Source organism: Hyphomicrobium sp. MC1 (assembly GCF_000253295.1).
Taxonomy (GTDB): Bacteria; Pseudomonadota; Alphaproteobacteria; order Rhizobiales; family Hyphomicrobiaceae; genus Hyphomicrobium_B.
Genome location: NC_015717.1, coordinates 1,232,693 through 1,253,021, shown reverse-complemented (window position 1 = coordinate 1,253,021; position 20,329 = coordinate 1,232,693). Strand labels below are relative to the sequence as shown.

Annotated in this window: 23 protein-coding genes; 16 read left to right on the top strand and 7 right to left on the bottom strand. The window is 58.2% G+C overall.

Annotated elements, in window-relative coordinates; translation table 11 throughout:
• Window positions 1-75: 75 nt before the first annotated feature.
• Complete coding sequence (locus HYPMC_RS06120; RefSeq protein ID WP_013946975.1) at window positions 76-549, top strand: VOC family protein; 474 nt, start codon at window positions 76-78, stop codon at window positions 547-549.
• A 173-nt stretch (window positions 550-722) separates the two neighbouring features.
• A complete protein-coding gene (locus HYPMC_RS06115) occupies window positions 723-1,067 on the top strand; it encodes a zinc ribbon domain-containing protein YjdM (RefSeq protein WP_013946973.1) in 345 nt (114 codons plus the stop codon).
• 87 nt (window positions 1,068-1,154) lie between these two features.
• On the opposite strand, the gene HYPMC_RS06110 is transcribed toward HYPMC_RS06115, so the two are convergent.
• A complete protein-coding gene (locus tag HYPMC_RS06110) occupies window positions 1,155-1,589 on the bottom strand; it encodes a hypothetical protein (protein ID WP_013946972.1) in 435 nt (144 codons plus the stop codon).
• Window positions 1,590-1,688: 99 nt separating this feature from the next.
• Here HYPMC_RS06110 and HYPMC_RS06105 point away from each other — a divergent pair, with 99 nt between their 5' ends.
• The 7 genes from HYPMC_RS06105 (at window position 1,689) to HYPMC_RS06075 (ending at window position 11,016) form a co-directional block, all read left to right on the top strand.
• Window positions 1,689-1,862: a hypothetical protein gene (locus HYPMC_RS06105; protein WP_157135405.1), complete on the top strand. Its 174-nt coding sequence runs from the start codon at window positions 1,689-1,691 to the stop codon at window positions 1,860-1,862.
• 104 nt (window positions 1,863-1,966) lie between these two features.
• A complete protein-coding gene (locus HYPMC_RS06100; protein WP_013946969.1) occupies window positions 1,967-3,757 on the top strand; it encodes a SulP family inorganic anion transporter in 1,791 nt (596 codons plus the stop codon).
• A gap of 24 nt (window positions 3,758-3,781) precedes the next feature.
• The gene (gene cax, locus HYPMC_RS06095) at window positions 3,782-4,843 is read left to right on the top strand and encodes a calcium/proton exchanger (protein WP_013946968.1); all 1,062 of its coding nucleotides are present in this window, start codon (window positions 3,782-3,784) and stop codon (window positions 4,841-4,843) included.
• 154 nt (window positions 4,844-4,997) lie between these two features.
• Window positions 4,998-5,831, top strand: coding sequence for a polyphosphate kinase 2 (gene ppk2 / locus HYPMC_RS06090; protein WP_013946967.1), 834 nt, complete (start codon window positions 4,998-5,000; stop codon window positions 5,829-5,831).
• Window positions 5,832-5,853: 22 nt separating this feature from the next.
• The gene (locus HYPMC_RS06085) at window positions 5,854-6,960 is read left to right on the top strand and encodes an efflux RND transporter periplasmic adaptor subunit (RefSeq protein ID WP_024275603.1); all 1,107 of its coding nucleotides are present in this window, start codon (window positions 5,854-5,856) and stop codon (window positions 6,958-6,960) included.
• Window positions 6,961-6,963: 3 nt separating this feature from the next.
• Window positions 6,964-10,131, top strand: a complete 3,168-nt coding sequence (locus tag HYPMC_RS06080; RefSeq protein WP_013946965.1) for an efflux RND transporter permease subunit — start codon at window positions 6,964-6,966, stop codon at window positions 10,129-10,131.
• Window positions 10,132-10,383: 252 nt separating this feature from the next.
• Complete coding sequence (locus HYPMC_RS06075) at window positions 10,384-11,016, top strand: HAD hydrolase-like protein (protein ID WP_013946964.1); 633 nt, start codon at window positions 10,384-10,386, stop codon at window positions 11,014-11,016.
• Window positions 11,017-11,773: 757 nt separating this feature from the next.
• Here the strand turns inward: HYPMC_RS06075 and HYPMC_RS06065 are convergent.
• Window positions 11,774-12,067 carry a hypothetical protein gene (locus HYPMC_RS06065; RefSeq protein ID WP_013946962.1) on the bottom strand — a complete coding sequence of 98 codons (294 nt, stop codon included), beginning with the start codon at window positions 12,065-12,067 and terminating at the stop codon, window positions 11,774-11,776.
• Window positions 12,068-12,220: 153 nt separating this feature from the next.
• Complete coding sequence (locus HYPMC_RS06060) at window positions 12,221-12,580, bottom strand: c-type cytochrome (RefSeq protein ID WP_013946961.1); 360 nt, start codon at window positions 12,578-12,580, stop codon at window positions 12,221-12,223.
• 98 nt (window positions 12,581-12,678) lie between these two features.
• Between HYPMC_RS06060 and HYPMC_RS06055 the strand changes: the two genes are divergently transcribed.
• Complete coding sequence (locus HYPMC_RS06055) at window positions 12,679-13,104, top strand: hypothetical protein (protein WP_013946960.1); 426 nt, start codon at window positions 12,679-12,681, stop codon at window positions 13,102-13,104.
• Between the two features lie 26 nt (window positions 13,105-13,130).
• Window positions 13,131-13,490, top strand: a complete 360-nt coding sequence (locus HYPMC_RS06050; protein WP_013946959.1) for a cytochrome c — start codon at window positions 13,131-13,133, stop codon at window positions 13,488-13,490.
• Between the two features lie 61 nt (window positions 13,491-13,551).
• Here HYPMC_RS06050 and HYPMC_RS06045 read toward each other — a convergent pair whose 3' ends face one another.
• On the bottom strand, window positions 13,552-13,896 hold the full coding sequence (locus tag HYPMC_RS06045) for a hypothetical protein (RefSeq protein ID WP_024275601.1): 345 nt from the start codon (window positions 13,894-13,896) through the stop codon (window positions 13,552-13,554).
• Between the two features lie 187 nt (window positions 13,897-14,083).
• Here HYPMC_RS06045 and HYPMC_RS06040 point away from each other — a divergent pair, with 187 nt between their 5' ends.
• Entirely contained in the window at window positions 14,084-15,244 is a 1,161-nt protein-coding gene (locus HYPMC_RS06040) for a serine hydrolase (protein WP_013946957.1), read from the top strand.
• Window positions 15,245-15,271: 27 nt separating this feature from the next.
• Window positions 15,272-15,469 (top strand): hypothetical protein, encoded by a 198-nt coding sequence (locus HYPMC_RS06035; RefSeq protein WP_013946956.1) that lies wholly within the window; start codon window positions 15,272-15,274, stop codon window positions 15,467-15,469.
• A gap of 108 nt (window positions 15,470-15,577) precedes the next feature.
• On the opposite strand, the gene HYPMC_RS06030 is transcribed toward HYPMC_RS06035, so the two are convergent.
• Entirely contained in the window at window positions 15,578-15,865 is a 288-nt protein-coding gene (locus HYPMC_RS06030; protein ID WP_013946955.1) for a hypothetical protein, read from the bottom strand.
• 225 nt (window positions 15,866-16,090) lie between these two features.
• Here HYPMC_RS06030 and HYPMC_RS06025 point away from each other — a divergent pair, with 225 nt between their 5' ends.
• The 3 genes from HYPMC_RS06025 (at window position 16,091) to HYPMC_RS06015 (ending at window position 18,374) form a co-directional block, all read left to right on the top strand.
• Complete coding sequence (locus HYPMC_RS06025) at window positions 16,091-16,447, top strand: polymer-forming cytoskeletal protein (protein ID WP_013946954.1); 357 nt, start codon at window positions 16,091-16,093, stop codon at window positions 16,445-16,447.
• A 137-nt stretch (window positions 16,448-16,584) separates the two neighbouring features.
• Entirely contained in the window at window positions 16,585-17,295 is a 711-nt protein-coding gene (locus HYPMC_RS06020) for a carbonic anhydrase family protein (RefSeq protein WP_013946953.1), read from the top strand.
• Between the two features lie 233 nt (window positions 17,296-17,528).
• Window positions 17,529-18,374 (top strand): SDR family NAD(P)-dependent oxidoreductase, encoded by an 846-nt coding sequence (locus tag HYPMC_RS06015; RefSeq protein WP_013946952.1) that lies wholly within the window; start codon window positions 17,529-17,531, stop codon window positions 18,372-18,374.
• Between the two features lie 91 nt (window positions 18,375-18,465).
• On the opposite strand, the gene HYPMC_RS06010 is transcribed toward HYPMC_RS06015, so the two are convergent.
• Complete coding sequence (locus HYPMC_RS06010; RefSeq protein ID WP_013946951.1) at window positions 18,466-18,729, bottom strand: hypothetical protein; 264 nt, start codon at window positions 18,727-18,729, stop codon at window positions 18,466-18,468.
• Window positions 18,730-18,934: 205 nt separating this feature from the next.
• On the bottom strand, window positions 18,935-20,179 hold the full coding sequence (locus HYPMC_RS06005; protein WP_024275600.1) for a diguanylate cyclase: 1,245 nt from the start codon (window positions 20,177-20,179) through the stop codon (window positions 18,935-18,937).
• Window positions 20,180-20,329: the final 150 nt, after the last annotated feature.

Here is a 20,329-nt window from a genome sequence, read left to right as displayed (position 1 = left end):
CGCAGCATCAGTCGCGGCTTCCGGCCGGCTCCGCGAAGCGGAGTCGGAAGCCGCAAACAAAAAGGAGCCCTAGTCATGTCCAAGAGCCGGATCTGCGTCTGGTACGACAAGGAGGCCGAAGCCGCCGCCCGCTTCTACGCGAGCGTGTTCCCCGACAGCTCCCTCGACGCCGTCATCCGCGCGCCGGGCGACTATCCCTCAGGCCATGAGGGCGACGTCATCGTCGTCGAATTCACCGTCGTCGGCATTCCATGCATGGGCCTCAACGGCGGACCGGGGATCAAGCACAGCGAAGCGCTCTCGTTTTCGATCTCAACCGAAGATCAGGAAGAAACCGACCGCTATTGGAATGCCATCGTCGGCAATGGCGGCCGCGAGAGCGAATGCGGCTGGTGCAAGGACAAATGGGGCGTCAACTGGCAGATCACCCCGCGCGTCTTGACCGACGCTCTCGCCATTGGCGGCGACGAAGCCAAGCGCGCATTCTCAGCCATGATGACGATGAAGAAGATCGACGTCGCGGCAATCGAGAAAGCGAGACGGGGGTGAGAGAGTTTTTTATTTGCGCCATCCGGCCCCGCTCCGCAGAGCCGGCCGGACGCGCATACTTGCAGCGTCGTCCTTCACACCTTATTCCAGCGGGAACGAAGCAACATCAAATGCGCGTTCCGGCCGGCTCGCCGCAGGCGAGTCGGAACGCGCAATCAATAAGGCAAACCTTAATGAGCACTCTCCCAGCCTGCCCGAAATGCTCCTCGCAATACACCTACGAGGACGGCAACCTCTACGTCTGTCCGGAGTGCGCGTACGAGTGGAACCCGCAAACGGCCGCCGCGTCCGATGATGAAGACGTGAAGGTTTACCGGGACTCGGCGGGCAACACCTTGCAGGACGGCGATACGGTCATCGTCATCAAGGATCTGAAGCTGAAGGGCTCAAGCAATGTCGTGAAGATGGGCACCAAGGTGAAGAACATCCGCCTTGTCGACAGCGATCACGATATCGACTGCAAGATCGAGGGCATCGGCCAGATGAGCCTCAAGTCCGAATTCGTCAAGAAGGCGTAGTCCTGCACGCGAAACATCCCCGCGCTTTGCGGCCGGCTCGCGGAACGCGTGTCGCAAAGCGCCAACAAAAAGAGTATCGCCCGTCGCTTACCACGCCAGCGACATTGCCACCTCGCCGGGCATCCCGCCGGGAAAACTTATGATTTCCGCACGGAGCTTGTACCCCAGGGGGCGTAGCTCCGTATCGTAGAATTCGTACGCATCTTTTGCGAAACCCGTAAGCGTCGTCGGCCATTCCGGATCGGCAATGTTGATGCGGCGGCCGCCGTCGCTGCAGTAGCTCGACGGGAACGTGATGACCTGCAGATGATGCTGGCCATTTTGAGCGGCAATTCGAATGGCATTGTTGACGCGATCAATCGCCAGGGCTTTTTCTGCGACTTTGCGCGACATGAACGCTTCGCGCAGCTCCTTATCTTGCTGCGCTTTCTTTTTCTTGAGGTCTCGCTCTCGATTGTATTCTTCCGTTTCCGCATCGAGCGAAATCATCTTCAGGTCTTCCGGTCGCAAGAGCCCAGGCATTGCTTTTCTCCTTGGATCTTTTCAATTCCCCCCGACTTCAATGGTGTTTCGAACATCCGATGTTTTTTTGGATTCATGCTCGTGATACCGAGCGCTTCTTTGACTGAGAACGTCAAGAAATATGCGGCAACTCACGAAAAGATCAGCCTGCATACTATGTTTGTTCAGGATATTCCGACGCCGAAGAAAATCAACAATGGAAAACGGGGCAGCATACGGATCGCCAGCGCGCTGCATGAAACTTTTAACGCCAATCTACCATCGCGCACTTGACGGCAATCAAGGACTTCGCAACGGCACAGCACACCTATTGCAGCAAAATTTAAGCGGCGTACCCTATTTTGGAGCGCATGCTCAGTCTCCATACGGGGCCTTGAATGACCGTTGACCCCACGGCGACACGAAGCCCGACCCAACGCCAGATCTTGCGCCCCCAAATGGCAGGTAATCGCGGCGCAGCGGAGCGTTGGCTTCCGGGCCTGAATACGCTTAAGCACTATCAGCCGAGCTGGATAAAGCATGATGTCGTTGCGGGCTTGGTTCTTGCGACGATGCTTGTACCGGCGGGGATCGCATATGCAGTCGCATCTGGTTTGCCGGGGATTTACGGTCTCTACGCGACGATTGTGCCGTTGATCGTCTATGCCCTTTTTGGTCCGAGCCGCATCCTCGTTCTTGGTCCGGATTCATCCCTTGCTGCCGTCATCCTCGCTGTAGTGTTGCCCCTCTCGGGCGGCGATCCAATGCGGGCAGTCGCGCTCGCAGGAGCAATGGCGATCGTATCCGGCGTCGTCTGCGTCGCGGCAGGTCTTGCGAAGTTAGGCTTCGTCACCGAACTTTTGTCGAAGCCCATCCGCTATGGCTACATGAACGGCATCGCCCTGACGGTATTGCTGAGCCAAGTGCCGAAGCTGCTCGGATTTTCGATTGAAAGCCAGGGCCCCCTGCGCGACATCGTTGCGATCGGTAATGGTGTTACCAGCGGCAAGACGAATTGGACCGCGTTCGCGATCGGCGCCGCAACGTTGGCTGTCATCCTGCTTCTCAAGCGCTGCAAGGTTGTCCCGGGCATCTTGATAGCAGTCATTGGGGCGACCGCCGTCGTCGGCACGCTGGGTCTGGCGAAGAGTGCCGGCGTTTCAGTCCTCGGGCCGCTACCCGAGGGTTTGCCGTCGTTTAGCATTCCCTGGATTTATTCGACAGATTTCGCGACGGTCCTGTCGGGTGGCCTCGCCGTGGCCTTGATCTCCTTCGCTGACACGAGCGTTCTTTCGCGGGCATACGCTGCCCGAACGAGGACATATGTCGATCCGAACCAAGAACTTGTCGGATTAGGCGCGGCCAATCTCGCGGCGGGATTTTTTCAGGGCTTTCCGATCAGCAGCAGCTCATCGCGGACCCCCGTCGCGGAGGCCGCGGGCGCAATGACCCAGATGACGGGCATCACTGGCGCGCTGGCAGTTGCCTTACTTATCATCGCCGCACCCAACTTATTGCAGAACTTGCCCACGAGCGCGCTTGCGGCCGTCGTCATAGCTTCGGCAATCGGGCTGTTTGAAATTCAAGACCTGAAGCGCATCTATCGGATGCAGAAGTGGGAATTCTGGCTTTCTATCGTATGCTTCGCCGGCGTCGCCGTGTTTGGCGCAATTCAGGGCATCGCGCTCGCGGTCATCATCGCCCTCGGGCAATTCCTCTGGGATGCATGGCGGCCTCATTATGCGGTTCTCGGCCGCGCCGAAGGCATCAAAGGCTATCACGACATCAGCCGATATCCCGATGCGCGCCGCATTCCGGGTCTTGTGCTTTTCCGTTGGGACGCGCCTCTTTTTTTTGCGAACGCAGAACTGTTCCAGGATTGCGTGATCACGGCGGTTGAAACCGCGCCAACGCCAGCGCGATGGGTTGTCGTCGCCTCCGAACCTATAACGAATGTCGACGTCACCGCAGCCGACACGGTGGCGGAACTCGACCGCACGCTGCAGAAAGCGGGAATCGCGCTGTGCTTTGCCGAATTGAAAGACCCGGTAAAAGATAAGTTGAAGCGCTTTGGTCTGGCGAAACAACTCGGCGAACAAGCGTTTTTTCCGACGATCGGCGCAGCCGTCAGCGCCTATCTGAAAGAAATCCCAGTCGATTGGGTCGACTGGGAAGATAGGCTGCCATAGCGCGCGCGGCATCAGGAGTAAGCGATGTGGAATTGGCTGCTGTGCTTCGCCCCTGTCGCTGTGGCGCTTGAGTATCTTGCTCCAAATCAGCACACATATATATTTCTCGCGTCTGCCCTCGCCATTCTACCGTTAGCAGCCTGGCTCGGACGAGCGACAGAACAACTCGCAGACCGCGCCGGCGAGGGTGTGGGCGGCCTGCTCAATGCGACTTTCGGCAACGCCGCGGAACTGATCATCGCCCTCGCAGCGTTGCGCGCCGGATTGCACGATATCGTAAAAGCCACCATCGTCGGCTCGATCGTCGGCAACATTCTTCTCGTGCTCGGTGCCGCCATGCTGGCCGGCGGTTTGCGCCATCATGAGCAGCGCTTCAACGCTGCGGGAGCGCGAGCGCAAGCGACCATGCTGACACTGGCGGCGATAGCGCTCGTCATTCCCGCTGCTTACGGCGCGCTTGTCGGTGAACGCTATAGCGGAGGCGAGAGCACACTGAGCATCGCTATTTCTATTGTGCTTCTCGTTCTCTATGGGCTGTTTCTCATATTTTCCGTGCGGACTCACCCCAACTTCTTTCTGGCCTTGACCACATCAAATAACAGCGAACATAGAAAAAACTGGCCACTCGGCCAGGCGATTGGCGTTCTTGCCGCGTGTACCGCGGCAATTGCGTGGCTCAGCGAAATCCTGGTCGGTGCGATCGAGCCAACGGCACATGCGTTCGGTTTCAGCGATCTCTTCGTCGGCGTGTTCGTCGTTGCCATTCTCGGCAATGCTGCCGAGCACGCGACTGCGGTGACGGCCGCGTTGAAGGACCGAATGGATCTCAGCCTATCGATTGCCATTGGGTCGAGCGTTCAGGTCGCGTTGTTTGTCGCTCCCGTCCTGGTTCTTTTAAGCTTTTTCGTCGGCCCATCCCCTATGAACTTGCTGTTTGGCAAGGGCTTGGTGCTCGCGGTGTTCCTCGCAGTCGTCGCAACAGGACAAGTTGCCGGAGACGGCCGGTCGGATTGGTTGAAGGGCGTTCAACTTTTGGCCGTCTACTTCATACTGGGGATCGCTTTCTTCCTGACTCCGCAAGTCTAGTTTGCGCTCCCGCAGTGTTCAGTCGTTCGCATCGCAATAACGAATTTACCCAAACAGACCGTGTTCGGATCTTTCTAACGCACGCAATATCGGCAACAGTGGGCACTACATTGCATTAAGGACGGCGGGGCACGCGGTTTGCTGAGGCAATGACATGGAAGACAGTAAGAGCGCTGACGCTCCCACCTTGGAAAGCGAACGCCCCCGCAATCACTTCAAGCTGAAACGCAAGGATTATGAGCGCGAACTGAAGCGTCTGCATACCGAGCTCGTCAAACTGCAGGAATGGGTTCGCCACGAGCAGAAAAAAGTTTGCATCGTGTTCGAAGGCAGGGACGGTGCCGGGAAGGGCGGCACGATAAAAGCCATTACGGCGCGTGTCAGTCCGCGCGTGTTTCGCGTCGTTGCGCTTCCGGCTCCGACTGAACGCGAAAAATCTCAAATGTATATTCAGCGCTATCTGCCCCATCTTCCGGCGGGCGGCGAGATCGTGATCTTCGATCGCAGCTGGTACAATCGCGCAGGCGTCGAGCGCGTCATGGGTTTCTGCTCGGAAAAGCAGGTCGAACGCTTTCTCAGAATCGTGCCTTCGGTCGAGAAGGCCATCATCGATTCCGGCGTCATCCTGGTCAAATACTGGCTCGAGGTCAGTCCCGATGAGCAAACGCGTCGCCTTGAGGCGCGCATCGACGATGGCCGCAAGATCTGGAAGCTCTCGAATATGGATCTGAAGTCCTATACCCGCTGGGACGACTATACGCACGCGCGCGACGAGATGTTTTCAGCCTCCGACACAGCATGGGCGCCCTGGTATGTGGCGTACTCGGACGACAAGCGGAAGGCACGGCTCAATATCATCGAGCACCTTCTCAGTCTCATTCCGTATGAGGACATCAAGCGCGACAGGATCAAGCTGCCGAAAAGGGAAGTCAGCAAACCCAAGAAGCATAACGCCCCCGCGTTCAAGCTCGTCCCTGAACCGCATTGACGACATGAACCAGGAGGCCGAAATGCGCCTTGCTTCGTTCGCCATCCTTGCGCTCTTCATTGCACCGCCTCTGGCACTCGCTCAACAGGCTGAGGCGCCAAAAATTTCCGTCGGCGTCGTTCGTGCCGATCTTAAGCCGATCTCCAATGCTCTCGATTTCGTCGGCCGAGTGGAGGCGATCGAACGGGTTGACGTCCGCGCCCGGGTCACGGGCTTTCTAGACGCCATCGAATTCAAGGAAGGCGAGATGGTCTCCGCTGGCGCTCCGCTCTTTCGAATAGAAGACGGCCTCTTCAAAGCGGCCGTCAGCGAAGCGCAAGGCGCATTGGAGCGCAGCAAATCCGCGAAAGTGCTGACCGAGGTCCAGCTCGATCGCGCAAAAGATCTGCTTGAACGCAACGTCGGCACCGCTGTCGCCCGCGATCAGGCTCTTGCCGCGGATGAGCAAGCCAAAGGCACGATACTCATCAACGAAGCCAACTTGCAGACGGCAAAGATCAACCTCGGATATACCGTTATTACTGCTCCGATAGCAGGAAAGGTCGGGCGGTCGACTATCACTAAAGGCAATGTCGTCGGTCCGGACACCGGGCCGCTGACCGTTATCGTTAGCCAGGACCCGATGTACGTGACATTTCCCGTCAGCCAGCGGGAATTTCTGCGTCTTCAACAAAGTGGCAAAGCTCTGGATGTAACGAAACTTAAGGCGACGCTGCGGTTCGCGGATCTGAGCACTTACAATCAAATCGGCACCATCAATTTCGTCGACGTCACGGTCAACCGATCGACCGATACCGTTCTTGTGCGCGCGAGTTTCCCCAATCCGAATGGTGCTTTGATCGACGGGCAATTCGTGCGCGTTGGCGTCGAGACTGGAACGCCCCAAGATAAAGTCGTCGTTCCGCAAGCTGCGCTCATTGCCGATCAGGAGGGCATTTACGTCTTCGTCGTCGATGATGGAAAAGCAGCGGTTCGCAGGATCAAAACCGGTGGAGATTTCGGAAACGGCGTCGTCGTCGAAGATGGCCTTTCCGCAGGCGAACAGGTCATCGTCGAAGGATTGCAGGGGGTTCGACCTGGAGCGCCGGTGATCGCAACGCCCGTGCCGTCCACGACGGATCGGAGCTGATCAATGCTCTCTGCCATTTTCGTCGACCGCCCGAGGCTCGCAATCGTCATCGCCATCGTCACGACGATTGCGGGTGCGCTAGCACTCTACGCAATTCCCCTGGCACAATACCCGGACATTGTTCCCCCGCAGGTGCAGGTTACGACGACCTATCCCGGTGCGAATTCCGCGGTCGTCGATGCGACCGTCGCGCAGCCCATCGAGGCGCAGGTCGTCGGCGTTGACAAGATGATCTACATGAAGAGCGTCAGCGGCGACGATGGCAGCTATACGCTCATCTGCTCCTTCGAACTCGGCACAAATCCTGACATTAACACCGTCAACGTCAACAACAGAGTCCAGGTCGCATTGTCGAGCCTGCCGCCCGAAGTGCAACGACAGGGCGTATCGGTGAAAAAGAAATCGTCAGCGTTGCTGGGCGTCATCGCGCTTTACTCGCCGAAGCACACGCACGATCCGCTCTTTCTCTCCAATTACGTGACGATCAACCTTCTGGATCAAATCAAAAGCACGCCAGGTGTTGGCGACGCGACGTTGTGGGGACCGCAAGACTACGCCATGCGCGCCTGGATCCGGACCGACCGGCTCACAGGGCTTAACCTCACAACGGGTGACATTATCAGCGCGATCCAAGCGCAGAACATTCAAGCCGCCGTGGGACGCATCGGCGCGCGCCCGATATCGAACGAGCAGCAGCTCCAGCTCAATCTTCAAACCAAGGGCCGTCTCAATACCGTCTCAGATTTCGAAAAGATCGTGCTGCGGACAAATCCCGACGGCTCCATTCTACGCCTCGGCGATGTTGCGCGCCTCGAACTCGGCGCCGCCAATCTCGACCGCGAAACGCTTTTCAACGGCGGTCCTGCCGCCGTCATCGCGATCTATCAGGTCCCCGGTGCCAACGCCATTGCGACGCTGAAAGAGGTCAAGGCCAAACTCGAGGCTGCAGAGAAGCGGTTCCCGAAGGGCCTCGCTTGGAAGGTAACCTACGATCCAACAGAGTTCGTCACCGACACCATTCACGAAGTTCAAAAGACGCTCATAGAAGCTTTCATTCTCGTCGTTATCGTTGTCTATCTCTTCCTCGGCAGCGTTCGCGCGACGTTGATCCCGACGCTCGCCGTGCCGGTCAGCCTCATCGGCACTTTCGTCGGACTGCTCGCCATCGGCTATTCGGCGAATACGGTATCACTGCTCGCAATCGTTCTGGCGATCGGCATCGTGGTCGACGACGCCATCGTCGTGGTCGAAAATGTCGAGCGCGTCATGGAGGAGCGACCGGAGCTATCTCCAGCAGAGGCGACCAAACTCGCCATGCAAGAAATTACCGCGCCGATCATTGCCATTACCCTCGTCCTTCTTTCCGTGTTCGTGCCGGTCGCATTCATTCCCGGGATTTCGGGAGAGCTGTTTCGTCAGTTCGCCGTTACGATCGCAGTGTCGATGTTCCTCTCCGCCGTCAACGCCCTTACGCTTTCGCCGGCTCTGTGCGGCATTTTTCTGAAACCGCATCATGGGCCGCGCAGAGGATTGATCGGCATCGTCATGAGAAGCATCGATTACATTCGGGATGCGTACGGCGCCGCAGTGGCGCGGATGCTTCGGTTCTCGTTGGCCGGCCTTGCTCTCGTGGCGATCTCGGGCGTCGGAATTTACGCACTGTCAAAAGTGACGCCGACCGGCTTCCTGCCGGAAGACGATCAGGGCGCGCTATTCGTTATCGCGCAGCTTCCCGGAGGCGCATCCGTCGTGCGCACCACCAATGTCGTGAAGCAGGCCGAAAAAATTTTGCAAAGTGAGTCCGCCGTTCAGGATGTTACGTCCGTCATCGGCCTCAATTTCATCGATAACTATTCCCAGGCCAACGGCGCGTTCATGGTTGTGACGCTGAAACCTTTTGCAGAGAGGAAGGACCGCTCGCAAGGTGTCAATGCATTGATCGCGCGGTTGGGGCCAAAATTCCGCGAGATCGTGGGCGGAATTGTCGTACCGTTGGCGCCGCCGCCGATCATCGGTCTCGGGTCGGGTGGCGGTTTCGCATACGTTCTGAAAGATCTCCGCGGCGGCGATCCAAAAGCCTTGGCACAGGTATTACGAGGGCTTCTCGTTGCCGCCAACCAGGACCCGAAGCTCTCGCGCGTCTTCAGCACGTATTCCGCCACGAACCCGTCGATCTACCTCGATATCGATCGCGATAAAGTTCAAGTCCAGGGCGTAAAACTGAGCGACGTCTTTCAAGACCTACAGGCATCCCTTGGCGGCTACTTCGTCAATAACATGAACCTTTTCGGCCGAACGTGGCAGGTCCAGGTGCAGGCCGACGCTGCCGATCGCACGAGCGTGGACGATATCTTTCGGATCAATGTGCGAAACGACAAAGGCGAGATGATTTCGTTGCGTAGCTTGGTGGAAGTGCGACCCGTCATCGGTCCATCCGCGATCATTCGCTATAACAATCTCCGCGCGGTGACCATTCAAGGCAGCCCGGCGGCTGGTGTGTCCTCCGGTCAAGCTCTCAACTCGATGGAAGCCGTCGCCGCACGCACTCTGCCTGACGGATACGCGGGGGAATGGACCGATACGGCTTTCCAGGAAAAGCGCGCCGAAGGCAAGACGGCGATCATCTTGGGATTTGCCTTGCTCTTCGCCTATCTGTTCCTCGTCGCACTCTATGAGAGCTGGACCATTCCGGTCCCCGTTCTGTTATCGGTCAGCGTCGGCGTGTTCGGCGCATTCGCGGCCATCGTGTTGGGCGGCCTGACTCTCGACCTTTATGGCCAAATCGGCATGGTCGTGCTGATCGGTCTCGCGGCGAAGAACGGCATTCTCATTGTCGAATTTGCCAAAGAGCAGCGTGAGCGCGGTATCGAATTGCATGAAGCAGCGACCGAAGGCAGCCGATTGCGGTTCCGGCCGGTGATGATGACGTCATTCGCTTTCATCCTCGGATTGCTGCCGCTTGTCATTGCCGTTGGAGCTGCCGAACTCGCGCGCCGGAATGTCGGCACGCCAGTATTCGGCGGAATGATTTTCGCATCGTTCATCGGGATTTTCGCGATCCCGTCACTATACGTGACGTTCCAGGCGCTTCGCGAACGCTTGAGACCATCCGTCAGGCGGCGGGCGAACGCTATATCTGGCAGCCAGAGCCCTACGGCATCGAAAAGCTAAGCATCGCCACGAAGCTTGGTTGTCGCCAACCGACATTTCCGAGCCCACGCGCATGGCGGCCGTCTCCCTGCTGGGGACTTGCTGTGCGCCATCAAAAGACGCCGACGAAAGACAGATCCCGCCCCCTCGCACTCAGCGACAATACGCAGCCGGTGCTGTCACGGTCCGTACGCAAAACCCTGCAAGTGATGCGCGATTGACTCCCTCTCCGTTCCGAGACAGGGTCGGAGCTAGAGGAGCCGTCATTAGCACATGCGCTATTCGCTGGTTATTTTCGATCTCGACGGCACCCTCGCCGACAGCTTCCCCTGGTTCATCGGTAGTCTGAACGACGTGGCGGATGCGTTCCGCCTGCGCCGCGTCAGCGAAGACGAGATCGAACCGCTGCGCCGTGCCGATGTCCCCGAAATTCTGAAACACCTCGGCGTACCGCGCTGGAAACTGCCGATGATCGCCCGCTACATGCGCAAGCTGAAATCGACGCAGCTCGACACCATCTCGCTTTTTCCCGGCGCAGACGACATGCTGCGCACGCTGAAGAGCGGAGGCGTCACGCTGACGCTGGTCTCATCCGACAACGAAGAGAATGCGAAAGTCGTTCTCGGCCCCGAGAACACCGCCCTCTTCTCGGATTACAATTGCAGCGCGGCCCTCTTCGGCAAGTCCGGAAAATTCCGCCGCGTGATGAAACGCGCGGGTGTCGCCCCGCATCAGGTTCTGGCGATCGGCGATGAAGCCCGCGACCTTAATGCCGCCCGCGCTGCCGGCATCGACTTCGCCGCCGTGACCTGGGGCTACACCGCGCCCGAAAAGCTACGCACACTCCAACCAGATATGATGTTCGAGCGTATCGAGGACATCGGTGCGCACCTGCTCACAAACTAGACCAATCACGGCAGGCACCGAGAGAACTCGCATAAAAAAGAGCCGGACGGGCGCCCGGCTCTTCCACAAAAACGCAGTCGATCATTGCGACGCAAGCGTCTCTTATGGGCACATCCAAACCGGTCCGATGATCACACAACCGCGCGAACGCCAGTTCCACGGACGGCGATGATAGCGATGCCAACCACGATAGCGATTGTGCCGCCAGTGACTCCGATGGTGCCAATTGTTGTGGCGATAATGGCGATTGCGTTTCCAGTGTCCGCGTTTATGCCGAACAAGCTCAACGCCGCTCTGTGCTTTTCCGATGCCGGCAAGGCTAGTCGATGCAGGCGCGGCTGACACTGCCGTGCCGCCGATGGCCGTTCCGATTGCCATTAAACAAATAAGTGCGAGACGTTTCATCCCGAGGTCTCTCCTTCGGTTTGATTGCGAATGACGCAGCTTGACACCCACCAAGCCGCTGCGATTGCACGGCGATACAGAGATACTCGCCGCATACGTTTTGAAACGATCTCAGAGGAAATATCCGCCGCAATAAAGCAGCGAAAAACTGCGTATTTTCGCGTCAAAAGCCGATATTTTCAGCGCTGTGGGCGGAACTTTTTTGGGGGACGTGCTTATAGGCCCCGGCAGACGCCAGTTGGCTCCAACAACGATTTAAGAAAATTGTCCCCGCCTTTTGCAAAGGCGCGCAAGGCGTCGCAGGATTGTCTACCCGCTCGCCTCACGCGTTTTGAGATTCTATCGTCAGCGATCAGTAACCGTAAACGCCAACGCCACCAGGGCCGACATAAACGCTCACGCCACCGGGGCCGTCATCATAGTCGTCATAGCCATCATCATAGTAGCGATAGCGTCCGCGCCAACCGTAGTCGTCGTTGTTACCGTAACGGCGAAGATGCTCGCGGTCGCTGCGATTGAGATAGCGGCCCTGGCGCTCTTTGGCGCGGGCGCCTTCGACACCACTAATGGAATCCGCGTGCGCAATAGGCGCCGCGAACGCCGCGATGGAAACCGCGCCGATGATAGCGACAAATGTCCTCTTCATCGAAGTCCTCCATGTCCTGGGCGCGCTGGCTTTTTTTTTGCGCGCCCTAACTACAAAGGCCAACGCGCCCACATGCGGGGCTGTTCCACACCGATCGGCGACCGAAGGCCACGGCGGCCTTCTGCTTACGGATGCAGCGTTAAAAAAAGCCGTCTAGTTACCTTTTTCCTTGGCTTTCAGGCTATTGAGGTAGGCGATGATCCACCCAATCTGGTCCGGATCGAAGCTGAACTCGGGCATATCGGGATGACCCGACATAATGCCTTCCGCCAGCGATTCCTCGAGATCCTCAACAGGATAGCGATTGACGATATCGCGAAACGGCGGCGCTTGAGCGTGCGGGCTCTTTTCCGTCAATCCCAGCGCATGACAACGCGCGCAGTTCTTTTGCAGGATCGCCAAGCCCTTAGCCGCCTCTTGCTCATCCGCGCTTGCGCTTGCGCCGCTCGACACTACAAAGACGAAGCCCAGCGCCAGCATCAATGCACGACAATCCGCACTCAAATAAATCATCTCTGCCCACCCGGCCAATTTGCGCTTCGTCAATTCATGACCTAGCGCACCGATGTCACAATCGTATTGATTTCGAACAATGGATTTTGAGGGGCAAGATGACGGCGAAATCGGCGATACGTACGACGCGAACTTTTGCGACTAAAGCTTTGGCATTTGCGGTCATTGCGTTTGGCTGTACGGCTCCGCTGTCGATTTCAGCTTTGGCACAGCAGATGGATGCGCCGCCGAACTTGAAAGAAGAGCCCGGCAAAGCGGAATCTAAACATCCCGACATCGAGAACGGAAACAATCTCGCGCGCAAGCTGTGCACGTCCTGTCATTTGATTGGAGAACCGGCGAACGCTCCGGTCCCTAGCGATGTTCCGACGTTTGCCGGTATCGCCAATCAACCGGGACAAACACTGGACCATCTCGCTACGTGGCTTACGCGGCCACACCCGCCGATGCCCAATCTTAATTTGACGCGCATCGAGATCCGAGATCTCACCGGCTACATCATGTCACTTCGAACCGAGAAATAAGAGAACATGGACGGAGGAGAAGCCGCATGCATCAGTTGCATTCCAAAACGATGCGAGGGCTCGCCACGGCTGCAATGCTCGCCGCAGTCTCAACGCCATCGGCTGTCGACAGCCAGGAGATCGGCGACGCGCGACAGGGATACAATTTCGCCGCGAAGCACTGCACTGAGTGTCATGCGATAGACTTCGGAAATCCGAAATCACCCAATGCCGATGCCCCCTCTTTCACGAGTGTCGCTCAAACGTCTGGCATGAGCGGACGTGCACTCGCTGTGTGGCTGGACACATCTCATCCCACGATGCCGAATTTCGTACTGCATGCGGACGACCGTAACGACGTTATCGCCTACATCATGAGTCTGAAAAATCGTCCGCCGCCTAAATAGAGATAGGGCAGCGAAATACTATGTCTACATTCGGTGAGGCGTGTCGGCGCAGCGCACCTCATCACGCCCGCGCAAGACCGCGAACAAGGCTGAAACGCGAATAGATCAAGTACGCCGTGATAAAGGCAAACCACGACATGATCGTAAGCCAATCGTGCCATGCCTGCTTCTCGCTGGATATCGTCATCCACACGCCGAGAATGCAGAACGAAAGCATGGCAATCCACGAGGCAATAATCTGAACGCGCAGTGCCCATCGGACGCCGGTTTCTTTGTCTGCAGTCAATACATAGCCGCGCCCTGTTCGAGCAAAGGGAAATAGCACGGTGTCGCCAGACGCATCTTTGGCAAAATGCCGATCCAAACAAAGACGATCGAAAAATCGTGTTATTGCAATCATCTGCATTCAAAAACCATGTCGCCAAACTGAGGTACTGAAACCGTCGGCGAATTAGAGTTGTACCATCCACCCGGTAAGTACGTCGGCGGCCAAAAATTTAACGGCAGCTCAACCAAATCCGTCACGAACAGCCGGCCGTTGAGACACTCCGTCCTGAAACGGGCTATGTTTCACCGAAAGCTGGAGTGCCCTGATGCGTATGCCGTTCGTCTTTCTTGCTGCCTCCCTTCTGTTTGCAGTAACCGCCCGTGCCGAAACTTCACTCGATGCGCTGCTTGACCCGATCCGTACAAAATATGCACTCCCGTCGCTCGCGGCAGCGGTCGTTAAAGATGGAAAGCTCGTAGCAGTTGGCGCGGTAGGCGTGCGTGTGGCGGAGACGACAATTCCGGTCACGATCGATGACCGCTATCACCTCGGATCCGACACCAAGGCCATGACCGCAACCCTCGCGGCGATGATGGTAGAAGAAGGCAAACTGAGTTGGAATTCGACCATTGGAGAGGTTCTGGGCTCCGATCTTCCCAATCTCAAGCCGAAGTTCGCTGCCATCACGCTGAAAGAGTTGCTCTCGCATACGAGCGGCATACCGACTGACAATGAAGAAATCGGCAAACTTTATTTCAGCGCTGACGCCTACGAGCACACGCTCAAGGACTGGCGTCTACACATGATCGACGCCTGGGGTTCGAAGCACGACCCGAGCTTTCCGGCATCCGGCAAGTTTCAATATTCGAACCTCGGCTACATCACCGCCGGAGCGATGATCGAAAAAGCGGCGGGCAAACCTTGGGAGCGTCTGATGTACGAGCGGATTTACGAACCGCTCGGACTGTCGACGGCGGGCCTCGGCGCTCAAGCAACATTTGGCCTCTACGACGCGCCGGTCGGCCATCGCATCGAGGCCGATGGCGAGATCACACCGATGGCATGGGGCGAAAGCGCAGATCTGCCGGCTTCTCTCGGTCCAGCCGGGCTGGCACATATGAGCATCAAGGACTTCGCGACCTGGGCTGGATGGATTGCAGGCGGCGGCAAGCGCGGCCCGGCCCTGGTGACACCCGAGACGCTGAAAATCTTGGAGGCGCCGGCCGTCACGATGGAGATAAAGAATCCAAAGCCCGGCACGCCGAAATCTGGAGCCTACGCGCTCGGCTGGGGACTTTCAAAATTCGACTGGACGGAAAAACCGATCCTCACGCACAATGGCTCTAACGGTCTGAACTTTGCGTCCATCGCAGTCGACCCAGATCACGATCTCGCCATCGTGGTGACGAGCAATATCGGCGGCCAGAAAGTGGACGAGGCCACGCTGGAAGTCATGAAAACACTGTACAAAGAATTCGAGAAATAGCGATCCGCAGCCGTTTGAGAACCGCCCATGTCTCTCTTTCTTCCCTTCTGGCAACGCCTGCTCGTCACGATCGTCGCCATGCTGGTGGCGAGTTGGGTCGCCGGCCTGATCTGGCAAGCCGTCTTCCGCTTCCCGCTGCCGAGCTACATCGGCGGCATGGTCGGCGGCTTGGCAGCACTACCGCTTTGGGATTTTTTGAAACGCATCCGGCCGGGCAGTCCCTGACCACCGCTTGCCACTCCGGCGGCAGTCCCCGCCAGAACGTGACGGCAGAAAGTGTGTCAGCGCGCGGCGGCCGGGGCGCAGGCCGCACGTCACCGCGCGCCAATGAAGCTAGATGGGCAGAACCGAACGGATCTGGTCTTCGTACTGCTTGACCGCTTCCAGTGCCCGCTTCTTCATCGCCGGATCGACCTCCACATGCGATGTAAAGCCCTCGATTGCCTCGCGGGCGTTGCCGACGATCTGCGTCGCAGCATTCTGCGGGCTCATCTCGCGGCTCACGATCTTCTGCAGAAGCTGCGTAAGAATAACCCCCGTGGCGAGCGACAATCCCGAAAGCTCGGCGATTTCGCGTTTCAGTTCGGCGATTGCCGCGTTCGTATCCGTCGTCTCCGCCATTAGCCCATTCTCCCTTCGAGCGCCGACTTTACGGCCGTTTGCTAATACCGCATCGGAAAGAGCGCAAGAGGACGTCGGTGGCAACGACGCGCGCTGCCACATGAGTTGCCGCTGCCGCGGACGCAAGATACCTGTACCCGGTGCGAAAAGCCTGAAATTTGCCGAAAATATCCGTCAGGCTGACGCTAGCGGGAGTTGTGTCAGCTACGGACAGGTACGAGTTTTATGCGTGAGCTCAAGACGACCACGAGCGTCGGCCGCACACTCACTATTCCGCGCACCGCCACCATCGAAGGTGGCATCGACTATCCCGGCCCCCTCGTCATCGAGGGCACGGTCCTCGGCGAAGTCAATTGTCTCTCCCTCACGGTCGCCGCGCGCGGCGTGATCGAAGGCCGGATCAAATCGGAAACCGTCACTGTCGTGGGCGAAGTCACCGGCGAGATTTTCGCCAACGATTTGACGCTGAAATCCGCCTGCGTGGTCAACGCCAACATCGTTCATAAGAAACTGCTGCTCGAAACCGGCTCCTTTTTTGAAGGCAAATCCCGCAGACACCCTAATCCGCTGGAATTGGCTTAGACGCGAGACGGAAATCCCGCCAAAAATAGACGGGCCGCCCAACTCGCCGACAATAAGCGAGAATTTGCGCCCGGTTTGGACGTGTCCGTTTAAGCATTTCCCGGTTAGATTCGGCCGTTGATTTCAGGGAGGCTTCGATGCTGTCGCGCCGCCATTTTTGTTGCAGTAGCGCCTTAGCCGCCGGTCTGCTGGCGGTCGATCGGGCTTTCGCCGCCGATCAGTGCTCCGTCATGACCTCCGAGCGCCAGTCAGCGACCAGCCCGGACGACGCTTTGGCTAAGCTCAAGGCCGGAAACGAACGCTTCGCCACACAGAACATGCGCAATTGCGACCTGATCGAACAAGTCCGTGCGACAGCGGGCGGACAATTCCCCTCGGCAGTCGTGATCGGGTGCATTGACGCCCGCGTGCCGCCCGAACTCGTTTTCGATCAACGTATCGGCGACATATTCAGCGCCCGCGTGGCCGGCAACGTCATCAACGACGATATTGCCGGGAGCGCTGAATTCGCAACGAAGCTGGCAGGCGCCAAGCTTATCGTAGTGCTCGGCCATAGCGAATGCGGCGCTATCAAAGGCGCCGTCGACGATGTCGAGTTCGGTCTGCTGACCGGCGTCCTGGCGCGGATCAAGCCCGCGGTCGCAGAAGCAAGCAAAGACTTTCCGGACGATCGCACGTCGAAGAACAAGGCTTTCGTCCAGGCCGTCGCAACAGCCAATGCCCACCTAGGCGCGGAGCGGCTGACCGCCCTCAGCAGCGTCCTCCGCGATCTCGTCTCAGCCCAACAGCTCAAGATCGTCTCGGCTATGCACGACGTCGCAACCGGACGCGTTACCTTCCTCGACTAGTTCCAGCCCAATCGCAACCGCCTCGGGGAGTCGGCCGCATCACGACGCCCCTGTGAGCCGGCGGGAACACAGGACTTGTCGTTTCGCGGCCGACACCGCGAGGCGGCGTCGTGGGGAATGGAATAACCGGCGCCGCTCCCACCTCGCTGTTCCCCAGGGAACAGCCCGGCCTCGATTCAACGCCGGCAGTCGCGTAAAACGCCAATACCAAAAATTCGCGGAGCCCCTGCCCCATGCCAAGAGTTCTCGTCACCGGGACGTCGTCCGGCTTCGGACTAGCCATAACGGTCGAACTCGCAAAGCAGGGCTGGGACGTCGTCGCCACGATGCGTGACCTCGCCAAGCGCGAAGAACTCGACAGGACGCTAGTCGCGGCAGGCGTGCACCAAGCGGTAACGGTCGGACAGCTCGACGTAACCGACCCAACGTCGATCGAACGCGCCGTCGCCGAATTGGATCTTCCCAATCGGCAACTCGATGCCGTCGTGCACAATGCGGGCGTCGCGGCAGGCGGTGCCTTCGAAGATCTCCCCGAGACCGACGTCCGCCGCATCATGGAGGTCAATTACTTCGGCGTCTTGGCGCTAACGAAACGCCTGCTGCCGACTTTTCGCGCGCAGCGCCGTGGACGTATCGTCATCATCTCAAGCGAATCGGCATTTGCTGGCCAGCCCGCCAATTCCCCTTACTGTGCCTCGAAATGGGCCGTCGAAGGATGGGCCGAATCACTCGCCTACGAAGTAGAGCACTTCGGCATCGACATCATCCTAATCGAACCCGGCCCCTACCGCACGAGCATCTGGGAGAACTCGCCGCGAATCCTCCCGAAGGATAGCGTCTACCTGCCGCTCCTGCGGCACCTCGAGGTAACGGTCGAGGCCCTTGTCGCCAAGTCGGCGGGCGATCCTGCAGACGTCGGCAAGGCCGTCGCGAAAGCTCTGGCGGCGCCGCGCCCTCGGTTCCGCTATGCGGTTGGCCCGACGGCCAAGTTCAACCACTTCGCGCGCGGCAAGCTGCCAAGCACCGTCGTCAGAAAGCTGATCGGCCGTTATCTGGGACTTAGCCGCGTACGCTGGTGACGAAGCGGTAGACCAAAAGAAAACCCGCCACCGCGAGATGCAGTGACGGGCGCAAAGCTTGTCCGAAAGACCCCTGGCCGCGCAGGCAAACTTACTTGCCGTGCTCGCGGTGATACTGCTCGATATCAGCCTGCGTAACTTCGCTCGAATGTCCAAGCGCATGGATGCATGAGTCGGTCAACATCTTGCGATGCTCGCGCATACAGGACTTTGCCGCCGACGTGCCGACCTTATGCTGGCTGCAATAAGCAGCATAATCAGCGCTGCATGCGTCTTTCACGGCCTGACTGACCGCGAATGCACAACCCGACGAAAAGGCAAGCGCCACCGCAGCCAAAACCGCGACCCTCTTCATATCCGTGTTCCTTCTAAGTGAGATCCCGTCCCCAAACGCAAATGCAGCGGCGTTGTTCCCTGGTCAAGAGCGACAAACACAAACGCAACATGGCAAGAGAGATGTCGCACGAAACTCGTGCCAGCCTTGCATATCAGGAAGCTGATCCTGCATGCGCGCAAACACGCGCATTTCGTGCGTTTTCGAAATACTCTTGCTGACAACTTCAGTGGGCGTAGAGCCTGCGATCAGCCATTTCGACGAATTCGACGACCGGCATCCGCGGCGCCACTTGGTTGCGACCATTTCGCTTCGCCAAATAAAGCGCCGTATCTGCCGCAGCGATTACCTGCCCTACGCGGATATCCCGACTCAGGACCACCGACGCGACACCCATACTGACGGTCACGACCTCACCTAGGTCAAGCGCCGGATGCGGGATCGATGCATCCTCCACTGCTTTTCGAATCCGCTCCGAAATCCTGATCGCCCTCGGCAGATCGACGCCATGCAAAAGGACGACGAACTCCTCACCGCCGAAGCGGAAGACGTCGTCGGAATAGTCCCGCAACTCGCTCTGCACGATCCCCGCAACGCGCTTCAGGCAGACGTCTCCGGCCTGATGACCGGCCGTATCGTTGAACGATTTGAAATGATCGATATCAAGCAGAATGACCGCCAGTTCATTGTCGAGGCCATCCGCACTGTCACAGTCCTCAATCGCTTCGTCGAGAGAGAGCCGGTTGCGAAGCCCTGTCAGCGCGTCCCGGCGGCTCTTGGCATCGAGATCCTGGCGCTGCAACCGGCCTCTGAGCGACAGCAGATAATTCATCCGGGTCTCTCGCTCCAGCACGTATGAGGCGAAGAGGGTCAGAACGACGGCGCATCCAAACACGGTGTTGGCAGAAATCTGAAACTCGAATGTGTATGCCGGCAGCAAAGACAATCCAACCGCGTGCATCGCAAAGCAGGCCAGGCACGCCGCCATGGCCCACCAGAATCGCACCCGCTGCACCATTGTTATGAAGAGGATGATGAGAATGAGCGATTGATGCTGTGCATCCAGTGGCCCACCATCGCCGACGAGCATGAGATATAGAATGCTGCCGGCCCCGAGCACGACGCCACCGGCCGCCACCAGAAATTCGCGGATCGCCACCGGCGGATTGAGATAGAGCGACGCAATCATAAGCAGCGCGATTGGCGTCACCATACCAAGACGCACCCAAAGGGCCGTCAAAAACGTCTGCGGTGAAACCAGCCAGTCGGGAATGAGAAACAGGTCGTACAGCAAGATCCCGAACAACCCGCCCAGCGCGAGCTGTCGGCATCGCTGAACCGCAACTTCTTGTTCAAAGGCCGCTTCGAGCTGCTGAGGAAATTTCAGCAGCGGAAAGCCAGATGCAATTGCCTTTTCAAGCGTCGAGCGTTCGACGCCGGCCGGAATGGATTCGCCCGTCACTCGTTCCATCACAAGCATTTTCCCCGCTCCTCATGAGCGGAGGCTACGGCCCGGACGCTACTATCGGCCTCCTTAATGCGAGGTACACAGAACGCGTGAAGATGAAAGCAATTATTCTCGATAGGAAAACAAGCATCTGTTCTCCCTCTTCGCCGCGCA

What these genes read in the sequence shown, in the direction of transcription:
- HYPMC_RS06120 (WP_013946975.1), top strand. Translation starts at nt 76, where the DNA reads ATGTCCAAGAGCCGGATCTGCGTCTGGTACGACAAGGAGGCCGAAGCC.
- HYPMC_RS06115 (WP_013946973.1), top strand. Translation starts at nt 723, where the DNA reads ATGAGCACTCTCCCAGCCTGCCCGAAATGCTCCTCGCAATACACCTAC.
- HYPMC_RS06110 (WP_013946972.1), bottom strand. Translation starts at nt 1,589, where the DNA reads ATGCCTGGGCTCTTGCGACCGGAAGACCTGAAGATGATTTCGCTCGAT.
- HYPMC_RS06100 (WP_013946969.1), top strand. Translation starts at nt 1,967, where the DNA reads ATGACCGTTGACCCCACGGCGACACGAAGCCCGACCCAACGCCAGATC.
- cax (WP_013946968.1), top strand. Translation starts at nt 3,782, where the DNA reads ATGTGGAATTGGCTGCTGTGCTTCGCCCCTGTCGCTGTGGCGCTTGAG.
- ppk2 (WP_013946967.1), top strand. Translation starts at nt 4,998, where the DNA reads ATGGAAGACAGTAAGAGCGCTGACGCTCCCACCTTGGAAAGCGAACGC.
- HYPMC_RS06085 (WP_024275603.1), top strand. Translation starts at nt 5,854, where the DNA reads ATGCGCCTTGCTTCGTTCGCCATCCTTGCGCTCTTCATTGCACCGCCT.
- HYPMC_RS06080 (WP_013946965.1), top strand. Translation starts at nt 6,964, where the DNA reads ATGCTCTCTGCCATTTTCGTCGACCGCCCGAGGCTCGCAATCGTCATC.
- HYPMC_RS06075 (WP_013946964.1), top strand. Translation starts at nt 10,384, where the DNA reads ATGCGCTATTCGCTGGTTATTTTCGATCTCGACGGCACCCTCGCCGAC.
- HYPMC_RS06065 (WP_013946962.1), bottom strand. Translation starts at nt 12,067, where the DNA reads ATGAAGAGGACATTTGTCGCTATCATCGGCGCGGTTTCCATCGCGGCG.
- HYPMC_RS06060 (WP_013946961.1), bottom strand. Translation starts at nt 12,580, where the DNA reads ATGATTTATTTGAGTGCGGATTGTCGTGCATTGATGCTGGCGCTGGGC.
- HYPMC_RS06055 (WP_013946960.1), top strand. Translation starts at nt 12,679, where the DNA reads ATGACGGCGAAATCGGCGATACGTACGACGCGAACTTTTGCGACTAAA.
- HYPMC_RS06050 (WP_013946959.1), top strand. Translation starts at nt 13,131, where the DNA reads ATGCATCAGTTGCATTCCAAAACGATGCGAGGGCTCGCCACGGCTGCA.
- HYPMC_RS06045 (WP_024275601.1), bottom strand. Translation starts at nt 13,896, where the DNA reads ATGCAGATGATTGCAATAACACGATTTTTCGATCGTCTTTGTTTGGAT.
- HYPMC_RS06040 (WP_013946957.1), top strand. Translation starts at nt 14,084, where the DNA reads ATGCGTATGCCGTTCGTCTTTCTTGCTGCCTCCCTTCTGTTTGCAGTA.
- HYPMC_RS06035 (WP_013946956.1), top strand. Translation starts at nt 15,272, where the DNA reads ATGTCTCTCTTTCTTCCCTTCTGGCAACGCCTGCTCGTCACGATCGTC.
- HYPMC_RS06030 (WP_013946955.1), bottom strand. Translation starts at nt 15,865, where the DNA reads ATGGCGGAGACGACGGATACGAACGCGGCAATCGCCGAACTGAAACGC.
- HYPMC_RS06025 (WP_013946954.1), top strand. Translation starts at nt 16,091, where the DNA reads ATGCGTGAGCTCAAGACGACCACGAGCGTCGGCCGCACACTCACTATT.
- HYPMC_RS06020 (WP_013946953.1), top strand. Translation starts at nt 16,585, where the DNA reads ATGCTGTCGCGCCGCCATTTTTGTTGCAGTAGCGCCTTAGCCGCCGGT.
- HYPMC_RS06015 (WP_013946952.1), top strand. Translation starts at nt 17,529, where the DNA reads ATGCCAAGAGTTCTCGTCACCGGGACGTCGTCCGGCTTCGGACTAGCC.
- HYPMC_RS06010 (WP_013946951.1), bottom strand. Translation starts at nt 18,729, where the DNA reads ATGAAGAGGGTCGCGGTTTTGGCTGCGGTGGCGCTTGCCTTTTCGTCG.
- HYPMC_RS06005 (WP_024275600.1), bottom strand. Translation starts at nt 20,179, where the DNA reads ATGGAACGAGTGACGGGCGAATCCATTCCGGCCGGCGTCGAACGCTCG.